At 59.3% G+C, this 14,352-nt stretch carries 12 protein-coding genes; 10 read left to right on the forward strand and 2 right to left on the reverse strand.

Features of this window, described 5'->3' with window-relative positions:
* Nucleotides 1–37 precede the first annotated feature (37 nt).
* The 4 genes from HMPREF1261_RS04625 to rpsI all read left to right on the forward strand — a co-directional run bounded on the left by HMPREF1261_RS04625 (nucleotide 38) and on the right by rpsI (nucleotide 2,030).
* Complete coding sequence (locus HMPREF1261_RS04625) at nucleotides 38–352, forward strand: WXG100 family type VII secretion target (RefSeq protein WP_005277114.1); 315 nt, start codon at nucleotides 38–40, stop codon at nucleotides 350–352.
* 44 nt (nucleotides 353–396) lie between these two features.
* The gene (locus HMPREF1261_RS04630; protein ID WP_005277116.1) at nucleotides 397–684 is read left to right on the forward strand and encodes a WXG100 family type VII secretion target; all 288 of its coding nucleotides are present in this window, start codon (nucleotides 397–399) and stop codon (nucleotides 682–684) included.
* A 360-nt stretch (nucleotides 685–1,044) separates the two neighbouring features.
* The gene (gene rplM, locus HMPREF1261_RS04635) at nucleotides 1,045–1,488 is read left to right on the forward strand and encodes a 50S ribosomal protein L13 (RefSeq protein WP_034653789.1); all 444 of its coding nucleotides are present in this window, start codon (nucleotides 1,045–1,047) and stop codon (nucleotides 1,486–1,488) included.
* Nucleotides 1,488–2,030 (forward strand): 30S ribosomal protein S9, encoded by a 543-nt coding sequence (gene rpsI / locus HMPREF1261_RS04640; protein ID WP_005277123.1) that lies wholly within the window; start codon nucleotides 1,488–1,490, stop codon nucleotides 2,028–2,030. Before rplM ends, rpsI begins: the two co-directional genes overlap by 1 nt.
* Nucleotides 2,031–2,358: 328 nt before the next feature.
* Here rpsI and HMPREF1261_RS04645 read toward each other — a convergent pair whose 3' ends face one another.
* Complete coding sequence (locus HMPREF1261_RS04645; protein ID WP_023030132.1) at nucleotides 2,359–4,284, reverse strand: BCCT family transporter; 1,926 nt, start codon at nucleotides 4,282–4,284, stop codon at nucleotides 2,359–2,361.
* A 195-nt stretch (nucleotides 4,285–4,479) separates the two neighbouring features.
* On the opposite strand from HMPREF1261_RS04645, the gene glmM reads away from it, so the two are divergent.
* From glmM to HMPREF1261_RS04665, 4 genes are all read left to right on the forward strand, one after another.
* The gene (glmM, locus tag HMPREF1261_RS04650; RefSeq protein ID WP_005277129.1) at nucleotides 4,480–5,823 is read left to right on the forward strand and encodes a phosphoglucosamine mutase; all 1,344 of its coding nucleotides are present in this window, start codon (nucleotides 4,480–4,482) and stop codon (nucleotides 5,821–5,823) included.
* A gap of 95 nt (nucleotides 5,824–5,918) precedes the next feature.
* Entirely contained in the window at nucleotides 5,919–6,233 is a 315-nt protein-coding gene (locus HMPREF1261_RS04655; RefSeq protein WP_034657918.1) for a hypothetical protein, read from the forward strand.
* Complete coding sequence (locus tag HMPREF1261_RS13185; protein WP_023030134.1) at nucleotides 6,233–8,005, forward strand: hypothetical protein; 1,773 nt, start codon at nucleotides 6,233–6,235, stop codon at nucleotides 8,003–8,005. Before HMPREF1261_RS04655 ends, HMPREF1261_RS13185 begins: the two co-directional genes overlap by 1 nt.
* Nucleotides 8,005–8,283 (forward strand): hypothetical protein, encoded by a 279-nt coding sequence (locus tag HMPREF1261_RS04665; RefSeq protein WP_023016768.1) that lies wholly within the window; start codon nucleotides 8,005–8,007, stop codon nucleotides 8,281–8,283. Before HMPREF1261_RS13185 ends, HMPREF1261_RS04665 begins: the two co-directional genes overlap by 1 nt.
* A gap of 22 nt (nucleotides 8,284–8,305) precedes the next feature.
* On the opposite strand, the gene HMPREF1261_RS04670 is transcribed toward HMPREF1261_RS04665, so the two are convergent.
* The gene (locus HMPREF1261_RS04670) at nucleotides 8,306–9,139 is read right to left on the reverse strand and encodes a dienelactone hydrolase family protein (RefSeq protein WP_023030135.1); all 834 of its coding nucleotides are present in this window, start codon (nucleotides 9,137–9,139) and stop codon (nucleotides 8,306–8,308) included.
* 202 nt (nucleotides 9,140–9,341) lie between these two features.
* On the opposite strand from HMPREF1261_RS04670, the gene HMPREF1261_RS04675 reads away from it, so the two are divergent.
* Together HMPREF1261_RS04675 and glmS are read left to right on the forward strand one after the other, a co-directional pair.
* Nucleotides 9,342–12,146, forward strand: a complete 2,805-nt coding sequence (locus tag HMPREF1261_RS04675) for an FAD-binding and (Fe-S)-binding domain-containing protein (RefSeq protein ID WP_023030136.1) — start codon at nucleotides 9,342–9,344, stop codon at nucleotides 12,144–12,146.
* A 223-nt stretch (nucleotides 12,147–12,369) separates the two neighbouring features.
* Nucleotides 12,370–14,241: a glutamine--fructose-6-phosphate transaminase (isomerizing) gene (gene glmS / locus HMPREF1261_RS04680; protein WP_023030137.1), complete on the forward strand. Its 1,872-nt coding sequence runs from the start codon at nucleotides 12,370–12,372 to the stop codon at nucleotides 14,239–14,241.
* The last annotated feature ends 111 nt before the right edge of the window (nucleotides 14,242–14,352 follow it).

Consider the following 14,352-nt stretch of genomic DNA (forward strand, 5'->3'; position numbering starts at 1 on the left):
CAACATCTCTTCCCGCCCTAAGGAGGGGCGCACTGTTATGTCTCAGACTTTTAAGACACAAGCCGATGTCATGGTCTCTACCGCCGGCCGCGTCGATAACACCAATGACGAGGTCCAAGGCGAGCTCACCCGCCTGCAGGGTGTAGTTGATTCTGTCCGCGGCAGCTGGGCCGGCCAGGCGCAGGTTTCATTCGATAACTTGATGCAGCGCTATAACACCTCCGCGCAGCAACTGCGCGAGGCATTGACCTCGATTTCTGAAAACATCCGCAGCAATGCCCACAACTTTGACAACGTCGAAGCCGAAAACACCCAGGCCTTCTCCAATGTTGGCGGCGGCCTCGCCCTGTAACCCAGCCACCTCCACCAACAACTTCGAAAGGAAGCATTTTTCCCATGTCCGAAATTAAGTACCAATTCGGCGCCATCTCTTCTGCCGCAGCTGATATCAACGCCACCTCCGGCCGCATCAACAGCACCTTGGCCGACCTCAAGTCCCGCCTCCAGCCCATGGTGAGCACCTGGGAAGGTGAATCCGCAGTGGCTTATAACCAGGCCCAGGCCAAGTGGGATAAGGCAGCACAAGAACTCAATACCGTGCTGGCAACCATCTCCAAGACCGTGTCCCAGGGCAATGACGCCATGAGCGATGTCAACCGCCGCGCCGCCGCTAGCTGGGGTTAACGCACCCTTGGCAGCATCTATCTAGCCTGCTTCTTTAAAGCGCAGTAGGGGAGTCGGGCGGTGCCCGTGCCCGTATCCATCCGGCAGGAGGCGAACGCAGCCGCCGTCTCCTTACCGCGCTACTTGCACAAACCGCCACATAGAACCTCTTTTACCGGTACCTCTTCTTTCTGGAAAGGTGCCGGTTTCGGCGTTTTGGTCTTTTACCCCGGTAGCGGCTAGAGTTGTAGCCCTATGTGTTCGCTCGTCGGCAAGCAGCTGGCGAAGCGCTTCCCGCAGGTCTCCACCGGCCGCTGTTGGGAAGCGAATGGATGCTTAGCGCTGGCCGGCAGTTCCGAGACAGACTTTCAAGGAGTCATTTTGTCTACTTTCCACCCAAAGAGCGGTGACATCACCCGCAAGTGGTACGTCATCGATGCTACTGACGTGGTGCTGGGCAAGCTTGCTTCCACCGTGGCAGACCTGCTGCGCGGCAAGCACAAGCCACAGTTCGCACCCAACGTTGACACCGGTGACCACGTGATCATCATCAACGCTGACAAGATTCACGTTTCTTCCACCAAGCGCGACCGCGAAATGCGCTACCGCCACTCCGGTTACCCGGGCGGTCTGAAGTCCATGACCCTGGGTCAGTCTTTGGACGCCAACCCGGTTCGCGTTATCGAAGAATCTGTTGCCGGCATGATGCCGCACAACAAGCTCTCCCGCGCTTCCATCAAGAAGCTGCACGTCTTCGCAGGCGATGAGCACCCGTACGCCGGTCAGAAGCCGGAAACCTTCGAGTTTAAGCAGGTGGCACAGTAATGGCTGAGCAGAACATCGACAACAATGTAGCCGAGGCTGCTGACATCGCTGCAGCAAGCGCCGCTACCGAAGAGTTCACCAACACCATCGGTGATTCGTTGGCTAGCGCCAACGCTGAGACCGAGGCAGAGGTTGAGGCCGCTGCTCCGGTTCACGAGGGCCCAATTCAGACCGTCGGTCGCCGTAAGCGCGCCGTCGCTCGCGTTCGCCTCGTTGCTGGCTCCGGCCAGATCGTGGTCAACGGCCGCGAGTTCGCTGAGTACTTCCCGAACAAGCTGCACCAGCAGGACATCCTCACCCCGCTGACCCTGCTGGACCGCGAGAACCAGTTTGACCTGAAGGTCACCGTTAACGGTGGTGGCCCGACCGGTCAGTCCGGCGCCCTGCGCCTGGCTATCGCTCGTGCACTCAACATCTACAACCCGGCTGATCGCTCCACCCTGAAGAAGGCTGGTTTGCTCACCCGTGACGCTCGTGCAGTTGAGCGTAAGAAGGCTGGTCTGCACAAGGCACGTCGCGCACCGCAGTACTCCAAGCGTTAATCTCGCTTCTACTGCGCGCGCAAGCGCCATACATTGCCGCTGCTTCCCATTCTGGGAGGCGGCGGCTTTGTCGTTTTATCGCTCTTGCCGATGTCCCCTTAGGTTGGGCCGGCCAAACCCCGCCTGGCCGGCCTCTTGAGGCTTAGCCTTGCGCGAGACAAAGGCGCTCAGCTCGGGTCGCGATGAAGCGCTCGCACGCCGCAGCGCGCCACGGACTGTAGGGACAGAGAAAAGCCCGCCTCTCATCGCGGTGAGCGCTAATGCGCAGCGCGATGGAGGCGGGCTAGGGACCTAGAGCCTAGAGGAGAAGGCCGGTTAGGCAGGGAGATTATTCATCGTCTTCTGCGTCCTTGCCCTTGATTTTCTTCTGTGCAAAGTCCTTGAGCTCGGCGCGGCGCTCTTCGCGGAGGGCTGCCTGCTCTGCGAGGTATTCATCCGATGCGTTGATAGTGTACCACTCGTGGAGGTACGGGTCATCGTTTTCAATTTCTGCCCCGGCACCGTGGGTTTCTGGAACGGCGGAAGAGCTGAATACGAAGTCGCCGTTGTGCTCTTGGAGTCCCAGGTGGGTGCCGCGCTCAATGGCAGCATGGGCGTATTTCCTGCGCAGTATTGCTGGGTCGCGTGCCAAGTCCTTGCCCCACGCCACCATGATGCCGATGAGGATGAAGGTAAACGGCAGCGAGCTGGAGACCATGATGGACTGCAGGCCGCTCAGGGCATCCTTGCCGGCGATGAGCAGCAGGGACAAGGAAATGCCACCCAGGGCAACGCCCCAAATAACGGAAATCGACGTCGAGGGAATTGGTCGGCCTGATTGGGACATGGAGCCCATGACGTTGGTAGCGGAGTCAGCGGCTGTATTGAAGAAGACGACCACAGCGAGGAGGACGATGACCGTGGTGATGCTAGAGAGCGGTAGCGATCTCATGAGATCGAACATCACATTCTCGCCGGAACCTTCGATCTCGATTCCATCCCCGTCCAGGTGGGTCTTGATTGCGGTGGCACCAAAGATGACGTACCAGAAAAGCGACAGGGTGGTGGGCACGAGCATGATGACGAAGACGAATTCGCGAATGGTGCGCCCGCGGGAAATCTTCGCGATGAACATGCCGACGAAGGGCGACCAAGAAATCCACCACGCCCAGTACAGCATGGTCCATGCGGTGACGAATTCCTTTTCCGGTTCACCCTGGGAGGCCGACAGGGACATCATGTCTTCGAAGTGCTTGAAAAACTGCAGCAGGGAGGCGGGAAGCAGGTCCAGAATATAGAGCGTCGGCCCAGTGATGAGCACGAAGACCGCGAGTCCGATGACCAGGCCCATGTTGATATTGGACAGGATGCGGATGCCGCGCTTGATGCCGGACATTGCGGAAAGAATGAAAAGGATGGTGAGGATCGTAATGATCACCACCATGATTCCGTTGCCTTCGAGGGGCTTGCCGGTAAGGATAGAGGTACCCGTACGGATCTGCAGCGCGCCGATACCCAGGGAGGTAGCCGTGCCGAAGAGGGTGACCAACACTGCGAAGATATCGACGATCTTTCCAAATACCCGGTTATTCGAATCCGTAATGAGGGGTTCAAATAGCGAGGAAATGAGCGGGATGCGGCCGCGTCGATAAGCGGCATAGGCAAGCGCGCCGCCCACCAGCGCAAAGATCATCCACGGCAACGTAGCGTGGTGCAGAACCGCCTGGGCAAAGGCAGGAAGGATGGCTTCTTGGCTGCCGGATTCGACACCGGAGAGATACGGCGGTGGAGTCAAGAATAGGGCAAGTGGCTCCATCGGGCCGTAGAAGACCAAGCCGATTCCCATACCGGCGGCAAAGAGCATGGCGATCCAGGCGTTCCGGGAGAAATCGGGCTTGGAATCATCGGCGCCGAGTTTAATTTTGCCGGTTGGGGCGATGGCAATGGTCAGCAGGAATGCCGTGGTGGCAATCATGATGATCGTAAATAGCCATCCAAAGTTTTGGACGACCCATGCCCGCATGGTGCTTCCTGTGTTGGCCAGATTATCTGGGGCGATGATGGCCCACAGGATAATGCCAACTGTTGATGCCAAGGCCACCGCAAAGACAGTTTTATTGGTCTTGAAATCGGCGCGGGTGTTTTCGACACTTACTCCGGGAATGAGGGCTGGATGAATAGCGCGTTCCCCAGAAGCGGCTTTCGCAATGGCTGAGCGAGCCTTCTGCGAGGTAGTTTCAGGTGACTTGTCACCTGAAGATCTAGGTTCGTTCATCGTTGATCCTCTCTAGGGCAAAAGAGTGAAGTATAACCTAGCTAATAATTTCATATAAAAGCCAAAAAATACGATTTTAAGCAAATTTTCCTTTTCACCACAAGGACATTTTTCGTGATGTTGGTTACCCAACTGGCCTGCTTGCCGATGCCCCAAACATGCGACCCGCGGGACTAACAAGGCATAATTGTCTGCATGACTCGACTATTTGGAACCGATGGAGTTCGCGGCCTCGCGAATAAAAAGCTGACTCCCATTTTGGCCTTGACGCTGGGACAAGCGGCTGCAGAGGTCTTTACTGCGCAGCGCGAATCTTATGAGCGCCGCCCCTTGGCAATCATCGGCCGTGACCCCCGTGTATCGGGCGAAATGCTCGATGCCGCTATCGCCGCTGGCTTGGCATCCCGCGGTGTGGACGTGGTGCGCGTGGGGGTGCTTCCTACCCCAGCCATCGCCTTTTTGACGGATGATTACGGAGCGGATCTCGGCGTGATGATCTCTGCCTCCCATAACCCGATGCCAGATAATGGCATTAAGTTCTTCTCCGCAGGCGGCAAAAAGCTGCCGGATAGCGTGGAAGATAAGATTCAGGCCGCGATGGATAACCTCGTTGAGGAGGGCCCGACGGGCACCAAGCTGGGCCGCATTATCTCGGAGGCGCCCGATGGCCGTGAGCGCTATCTAGCGCACCTGAAGGAGGTCGTCTCCACTGACTTGAGCGGCATCAAGGTGGTTGTGGATACGGCCAATGGCGCGGCCTCAAAGGTTGCTCCTAGCGCCTATGAAGCAGCAGGCGCTGAGGTCATCCCGATCTACCACCGGCCCAATGCCTTTAATATCAACGAAAATTGTGGCTCTACCCATATTGAAAAAGCCCAGGCAGCGGTGCTCGAGCATGGTGCCGATTTGGGCCTTGCCCACGATGGCGATGCGGACCGCTGCCTCGCCGTCGATGCCGAAGGCAACGTCGTCGATGGCGATCAGATCATGGCCTTGCTCGCAGTAGGGATGAAGGAAGACAATGACCTGCGCTTTAACACGCTCGTGGCCACGGTCATGTCCAATTTGGGCCTGACGCTTGCCATGGAGGAGCAAGGCATTGAGGTCCGCCACGCGGCGGTGGGCGATCGCTATGTGCTCGAAGAGCTCCACCGCGGCGATTTCTCCTTGGGCGGCGAGCAGTCTGGGCACGTCGTGCTTCCCGATGACTCTACTACCGGCGATGGCACCCTCACCGGCCTTTCCATCATGGCGCGTATGGCTAAGTCCGGAAAGAGCCTGAAGGAATTGGCCTCCGTGATGACCGTATTGCCGCAGGTGCTCATCAACGTTCCGGTATCCAATAAGGCGGCGATCATGGATTCTGCCGAGGTCAAGCAGGCCATCGTCGAGGCAGAAGAAGAGCTCGGGGAAACCGGCCGCGTCCTGCTCCGACCCTCTGGCACCGAAGAGCTGTTCCGCGTCATGGTGGAAGCTGCAGAAGAGGAACATGCCCGCAAGGTGGCGGGTAGGCTTTCTGCCGTCGTCGCCTCGGTATAGGCAGGAAAATAAGAAGTACCGGGAACCATTTGGTATAAACCCCAGTCCAATGAAGGTGAGCACACTTACCGCATATGGATTTGGGGATTATACCGATGTCTGAGGTTTTTCTTCGCCCCGCAGAGGCGATGTCCGCACTACAACAAGCTATAAGCGCCAACGATGAACAGCGCCAAGCCCACCGCGCCGATGTTCCAGACTTTCCCGTTGCCTCGGCTGGGCGGAATTTTTCCGGCCACGGGGAGCGCATACGCAGCATCCTCGCGCGCATTCATGACAATGGAACGTGGCGCTTAGACAATATCTCTGCCACGGGTCAGGCAGCGCACGATCAGATGCGCGCATTCGCCACGTACGATGCCGACTTTAGCCGCTCCTTTGCAGGAGAAAGCGGAAAGGCAGTGGACTAATGAGTACGCTGACTAAGTCGCTTTTAGGGGATTATTCCGCCGCCATTTCGCAGTTCCAATTGGCCTGCCTGGGAAATTACTCCGGCCCCAGCATGCCCTTGGGGCTTCTGAGTGAGCTCATCAGCGCGGTAGATGGAATCGCCCCACAAAACATACTGCGCCATACCATCTCCGCGGTGGGAGGAAATCTCCCGCACAGTGGTGGAAAGGGGCTTGCGGATTTTCTGCGCACGGATGATTCCGAAGTCGCCCATGGCACCTTGCGCGAGCACCTGACCGGCATTCAAAAAGATTTTGATATCCACCGCGATGAAGGCAAGCAGCTTACTGACTCTGCCAAGCAATGCTCGGGCGCTATTTCCGATGTCGTCGATACCTCCGATACCGCACTCACCGAGCTGATTTCTGCGGTAATCCCACTGCTCAATATCTTGTCCATGGTGGCTACCAGGCACCCGCTGGCCAAGTTCATTATTCCCATCGTCTCCACTATTGGTGCGAAGATCATCGATGACACCAATGACTCCATCGCCAGCACGTGCCGGGACCGCGATGATGCCATTGAATCCTGCTATGACGAGTTTGAATCCCGCTGCGAATGCGTCTGTGAGCGGCCTCTTCCTGAGGAATGCCCCGAGCCGGCAGAGGCCGAGGAGGATTCCTGCCCACCGCCAGTGGAAAAGTGCCCAGATACGCCAGCTCCCACGCGCCCGATGCCCGATGGCGGGGGCGACACCACTTCCAACCCGCCACAGCCAGCGCAGCCGACGCAACCCGTATCTACCGCTGAGTGCCCGCCCAAGCCGGAACCGATGCCAGAGCCGACCCCGGAGCCAAGGCCAGACCCGAAGCCGGCACCGCAACCGCAACCCGCGCCCGAGCCGAAACCAGCTCCCGAGCCGCAACCGGAGCCGAAACCAGGACCGGCTCCGAAGCCGGCTCCTGAACCCGCACCTGAGCAGCACCCTTCCGGGTGCCAGTGCCAACAGTGCCGCGGTTTCGTAAACGAGCCGCCTCGACAGAACGAATCCACGACCACTCCGGCGCACGCAGATCCGAATCTTGAGCCGGAACCCAAACCACAAGACTGCCCACCAGAACAACAGGAACAACCCGCACCGCAGCCAGAACAGGACCCAGTACCTGAGCCTGTGCCGGAAGATTCTGAATGCGAAAAAGAACCAACAACACCGGCTGCCGTGGAAGATGATGCGGCCTGTGACATCGAGTCCTCCTGCAGCGGCAGCTTGGGAATCGTCGGTGCAGGAATCGCTTTGGTGGGCGTAGGCCTCATCATTGAGGGTGCTGCGGAGTGCCTGGAAAATATCGCCGATGCAGATTGCCCAGAGCCTGAACCGGAACCTGCGCCTGAGCCGGAACCCGAGCCCGCACCGGAGCCTGAACCAGAACCTTGCCCTGAACCAGAACCAGAACCAGAACCGGAGCCGTGCCCAGAACCTGAGCCGCAGCCCGAGCCCGCGCCTGAACCCTGCCCGGAAGACGGAACAATTGAGCCACCTCCGGAGCTTTCCCAGGTGGAAGAGCCGGCCCCGCCTCCAGAAAAGGTACAGCACCTGCAGGCAGCGGAAGCCGCTGGAGCTGGAGCACCTGCGCCAGAGCCGCAGCCTCAACCTGAGCCTGCACCAGCACCGGCACCGGAACCTGCGCAGCCACAGGCCCCAGCCCCGCAACCAGCCCCGGCCCCCGAGCCTGCGCCAGCGCCAAGCTCAGATGAACCATCCGTGACTGCACGAAAGGCAGGGCAGTGGTAATGAATAACGATTTCGCAGAATTCGCGCAGGGATTTCGCGAGCGCACCGCGCGGCGCATGTTGGAATTTGAAAAAAGCCTGGCTAAGGCCCAAGACGAGCTAGAAAAGTCCACGGCCAAGGCCGTGCAGCAGGCCAAAAATGAGCAGCGCGGGGGAAGGGACGGTGATGCGGTGGGGCATCGGCAAGCAGCTGCTGGAACGTGGCGCCGAAATAGTGCTGCCCCAACGCGTGTCAATAACGCATCGGGGCAGGTGAAATCTGTGCTGCGACGTGGATAGGCCTAGTTCAGCGGGTTAGCTTTTAGTCATCGCGGGCAACGCCGGCGCGCTCGGCCAGGTCATCGCCGGTCAAGCTTTCTACCTTCTTCGCGCTCGCCTCAGGATCCGCAAAGCCGTCATAGGCGGACTCGCCGGCAAGGGTAGAGAGCAAGAAACCGGTGACGAGACCGCGGGCGATTTCGGTGGGGCCGGATTGGAAGGCGCCGGAACCGATGGCTAATTTGCGGAAGCGATCTTCGCTAAAGCCGGCCTGCGTGCCCTTATCGATGGCCCGGTAGGCCACCTGGCCGCGCCAGTTATAGGCCAGCTTGGCGGGGTTTCCGGCATTGAAAATATCATCGCGGCTAGAGCCAATAACCAGGCCCGGCGTATCGAGGCTGCGGGCAGCCTCAACGGCGGAAGGGGCGGTCACGGCAGGATAAATAGCCGCGACGGCCTTGACCTTCGGGTTATCAACCGCGCTCAAAACCGCGGTGCCGCCGCCCATGCCGTGGCCAATCATGCCGAGCTTGCCCGGCGATACGGTGATATTGCCGGTTCCGAGCTTTACCCCAGCGGCGATCTGCAACGCAGATTCCATGTCTGCAGACAGGTTGCGGTGATCGGGGAACATGCCGGTCTCAGAATTGGGGGCGACCACGACGATGCCCCAGCTGGCGAGGTGGCGCAGCGTGGCGTGGTAATCCTTGATTTTGTGCATCCAATCGTGGCCAAAGGCGACGGCGGGCAGGCCTTGGCCTTCCGCAGGGGTATAAACCTTGCCGGTAATACCCGCATAATCGAGGTCGCCAACCAGCACGCGGTTGCGGCCACGCTTCGATAACGTTCCTAAGTGTTTATTCAAATTCGCAGACACGCATTCTAGGATAGATGAAGATCACCCCGTGCTGGTGGCAAGGGGTGGCGAGTGGCACATGCGGGGGATTCGCGGAGGACAAAAGGGGTTGGCGGTGCCGAAGTTATATGGGTTGCCTTATTTGCGCGGCGGCGAGAAGGCGGGCGAAAATGTGCACTAGGTAACATTCTCTATGCTTCTCTGGGAAGGCAGGTCGCCGCATATGACTACCGGCACCCTTAAGATCGATCAATTATTTCCGCAGGATGGGCCGGAGGTAAAGACCGGCATCATCGACCGGGTGGCCTATGCTTCCGATGCCTCGCACTACCTCTACACCCCGAAGGCCGTGATTGAAGCGCGCTCGGCAGAACACGTGGCCGCCATATTCAAAGCGGGGCGGCAGCAAGGTATTCCGGTGACCTTGCGCTCGGGCGGCACCTCCTTGGCCGGCCAGGCCTCCGGCGAGGGCTACCTGGTGGATGTGCGCAAGCATTTCCGGGGCATAGAAGTCCTCGATGACGGCAAGCGGGTGCGCGTGCAGCCAGGGGCAACCGTGCGCCAGGTCAATGCGCGTTTGGGGCTGCGCAACCGCAAGCTCGGCCCAGACCCGGCCAGCGAAGCGGCCTGCACCATCGGCGGCGTGGTGGCGAATAATTCCTCCGGCATGGCCTGCGGCACCGAGTTCAATACCTATAACACCTTGGAATCGCTGACCTTTGTCTTGCCTTCTGGCACGGTGATCAATACTGCGGACGCGGATGCGGACCGGCAATTCCAGGCGCAAGAACCCGAGCTGGTGGATACGCTGACCCGCCTGCAGCGCCGCGTGCGCGATAACCAGGAATCAGTAGATATCATCCGCCGCCACTTCCAGCTGAAAAATACGATGGGCTACGGGCTTAATTCCTTCCTGGATTTTGATAGCCCAGTCAAGCTTTTTGAGCACCTGTTGGTTGGCTCCGAAGGAACGCTCGCGTTTATCGCGGAAGCGGTCTTTCGCACCGTGTCCATCTCTGCGCTCACGACGACCACCGTGGCGGTCTTTAATAATCTCTCCGCCGCTACGAAGGCGCTGCCTGCGCTCGTTGAGACCGGTGCCGCCACCCTAGAGCTAATGGATTCTGCCTCCATTCGCGTGGGTCAAGGATTCGATAAGGTCCCACAGGCCATTACCGGCTTCGATGTGGATTCACAGGCCGCGCTGCTTATCGAGTACCAATCCGATGACAAAGAAGAGCTGCGGGAAAAAGAGAACAAGGGCTCGTCCCTATTGCGCGAATTGGACCTGCAATCACCGGCGGAATTTTCTGCCGATATTCCCACCCGCACCGCCGCGTGGAACTTCCGCAAGGGCCTGTATGCCCAGGTGGCAGAAGCGAGGCCCTCAGGAACCACGGCGCTCTTGGAAGACGTTGTGGTGCCGGTGGGCGATTTGGCCGATACCTGTTCCTCCTTGCAGGAGCTTTTTACCCGCTATTCTTACGACGATGCGGTCATTTTCGGCCACGCGAAAGACGGCAATATCCACTTCCTTCTAACGGACCGCTTCGAAGGCGATAGCGCCATTGGCCGTTATAACAACTTCAATGAGGAAATGGTGGACTTGGTGCTTTCGGCAGAGGGAAACCTCAAGGCCGAACACGGCACCGGCCGCGCCATGGCCCCGTATGTGCGCCGCCAGTACGGCGATGAGCTTTACGAGGTCATGCAGCTGCTCAAGCGCGCCTGCGATCCCGCCGGGACCATGAACCCAGGCGTCATCCTGGACGATGACCCCGATGCACACATTACAAATATCAAGCTCAACCCCACGGTGGAAGAAGAAATCGACCCGTGCGTTGAGTGCGGCTATTGCGAGCCGGTCTGCCCGTCGAGGGATCTCACCTTGACCCCACGCCAGCGCATCGTGGTGCGCCGTGCCCGCCAGCGGGCGCAAGAAAGTGGCGATACACACTTGGTTGCAGAACTCGATGAGGCCTATGAGTACATGGGCATCGATACGTGCGCCGTGGATTCTATGTGTCTAACCGCCTGCCCAGTGGGCATTGATACCGGTAAATTCATCAAGAAGCTGCGCCACGAGAATGCTGGGGCCGCAGAAGAAAAGGTTTGGTCTACTGCCGCCAAGAATTGGCAGGTCACCAGCCGTGGTGCAGCAACGGCGCTAACCGGCGCGCACATGTTGCCGGCACAGTTGGTCACGAAAGTCACCGATGTGGCCCGCTCGCTCATCGGCCCCGATACTGTGCCGGGATACCAGCCGGAGCTCGGCAAGGGCGGCAAGTCCCGCGAGCGCCTGGCCGGGCGCGTGGGAGATCGCTACGCTGAGACCTCGGGAATCTACCTTCCAGCCTGCGTAAACTCCATGTTCGCCCCGCAGGGCGAGGGCATGGGTGCAACGCAAGCCTTCATCACCGTGTTGGAGCGGGCGGGGATCGCGCTGGAGATCCCCAAGGGCATCGAGAAGCTTTGTTGCGGAACTCCATGGGCATCAAAGGGCATGCGCAAAGGCCACGCCATCATGGAGCAGCGCGTGCGCGAGAGCATTATGGAGGCCACAGATAATACCCGCCTTCCCGTGATCGTCGATGCTTCCAGCTGCACCGCGGGCTTTCAGGAGATGCTGGAATCCATTGGCATTACCGTCATCGATGCGCTGAGCTTTACCGCAGATACGCTGCTGCCGCGCCTCGAGACCACCCAGCCGGTGGGTTCGATGACGATTCACCCGACCTGTTCGGCATTCCAGCTCGGCATGATGGGGGATGTAGAAAAGGTCGCGCGTGCTGCAGCCACGGAGGTACATATCCCCACCGCCTGGACTTGCTGTGGTTATGCCGGTGACCGCGGCATGCTCCACCCGGAACTCACGGAGTCTGCCACCCGCGCCGAGGCCACCCAGGTCACGGAGCTGGGCGCGCAGTGTCACGCTTCGACCAACCGCACGTGTGAGCTGGGCATGACCCGCGCCACCGGCGAGGATTACCACCACGTCCTGGAGATGCTGGAGCGCGCCACGCGTTAGTGGTCCGACAGGGAAGGGGCGCGGCTGCTTGCCGATGCCCCCTCTTCTCCCGCAACCCGGTCAGCTGCAGCGCGGGAGGGTTGCTCACCGAGGGTGCGAAAACTAGCGGTGCGAAGGCCAGTTTTCGGTAACTATAAACGGCCCGAATTAGTATGCGGTCATAAATAACAGGCCCTAGTCCAACCCCCGGTTCGTGTTGACCAATGAGGTAGGATTCCTTTTTATGTGTGGAATTGTTGGATATGTTGGTCACGCTAGCGGTGACCGCGAATACTTCGCTCTGGATGTAGTCGTGGAAGGTCTGCACAGACTGGAATACCGCGGCTATGACTCCGCTGGTGTGGCGATGTACGCCGATGGGGAGATTAGCTGGCGGAAGAAGGCGGGCAAGGTTGCTGCCTTAGACGATGAGATCGCAGCCCGTCCGCTGAAGGATTCCGTTTTGGGAATCGGGCACACCCGTTGGGCCACCCACGGTGGTCCGACCGATCTCAATGCACACCCGCACGTCGTTGACGGTGGCAAGCTGGCCGTGGTGCACAACGGCATCATCGAAAACTTCGCGGAGCTGCGCACCGAGCTGTTGAACAAGGGCTATAACTTCGTTTCTGAAACCGATACCGAAGTTGCGGCTGCTTTGCTTGGTGATGTTTTCCACAACGACGCCGCAGGGGATCTCACCAAGGCAATGCAGCTGACCGCTAAGCGCCTCGACGGTGCGTTTACCCTGCTGGCCATTCACGCTGACCAGCCGGATCGCATCGTTGCCGCCCGCCGCGATTCGCCCCTGGTCATCGGCTTGGGCGAGGGCGAGAACTTCTTGGGCTCTGACGTCTCGGGCTTTATTGACTACACCAAGTCCGCAGTGGAAATGGACAATGACCAAGTGGTCACCATCACCGCTGACGATGTCGTCATTACTGACTACGACGGCAACCCCACCGAGGGCAAGTCCTTTGAGATCAAGTGGGACGCGGCTGCCGCTGAAAAGGGTGGCTTTGATTCCTTCATGGAAAAGGAAATCCACGATCAGCCCGCCGCTGTGCGCGATACCCTGTTGGGCCGCTTTGATGAGCAGGGCCAGCTGACCTTGGATGACTTGCGCATCGATGAATCGGTCTTAAAGTCCATCGATAAGATCATCGTGATCGCCTGCGGCACGGCGGCCTATGCCGGCCATGTGGCGCGGTACGCCATCGAGCACTGGTGCCGCATCCCCACCGAGGTCGAGCTCGCCCACGAGTTCCGCTACCGCGATCCGATCGTCAACGAGAAGACCTTGGTCGTGGCCTTGTCCCAGTCCGGCGAGACCATGGATACCCTGATGGCCGTGCGCCACGCCCGCCAGCAGGGAGCGAAGGTCATCGCCATCTGCAATACGCAGGGCTCGTCCATTCCGCGCGAATCCGATGCGGCGCTCTACACCCACGCGGGTCCCGAAATCGCGGTGGCCTCAACCAAGGCTTTCTTGGCGCAGATTACCGCGACCTACCTGCTGGGCCTGTACCTGGCACAGCTGCGCGGCAATATGTTCTCTGATGAAATTCAGGGGGTTCTTGCTGAGCTGCGCAATATGCCGGATAAGGTACAAAGCGTCATCGATGAAGAACAGCAGGTAGCCGGCCTGGCTAACTCCATGAAGGATGCGGAATCCGTGCTCTTTTTGGGCCGCCACGTGGGCTTCCCGGTTGCCCTTGAAGGTGCGCTGAAGCTCAAGGAGATCGCCTACCTGCACGCGGAAGGTTTTGCCGCAGGCGAGCTCAAGCATGGCCCGATCGCGCTGATTGAAGAGGGCCAGCCGGTCTTTGTCATCGTCCCCTCCCCGCGCGGGCGCGATTCGCTGCACTCCAAGGTGGTATCCAATATCCAGGAAATCCGCGCCCGCGGTGCCATCACCATCGTGATCGCAGAAGAAGGCGATACCGCGGTAGAGGATTACGCTAACCACGTCATCCGCGTGCCAAAGGCACCGACGTTGATGCAGCCCCTCCTTGCTACGGTGCCCCTGCAGATCTTTGCCGCACACGTGGCAAAGTCCAAGGGATATGACGTTGACCAGCCGCGCAACCTGGCTAAGTCCGTGACCGTGGAATAACCTTTCCAGCGCCGCAAACCCCTTTCTCGCCCTTGCTTGCACGGGCGGGGGAGGGGTTTATACGTATCTGCAGTAAATTCAGCGCGCGGGTGGAAAGTGGCACAATAGTGG

The sequence above is a fragment of the Corynebacterium sp. KPL1818 genome, from assembly GCF_000478135.1.
GTDB classification, from domain to species: Bacteria; Actinomycetota; Actinomycetes; order Mycobacteriales; family Mycobacteriaceae; genus Corynebacterium; species Corynebacterium accolens.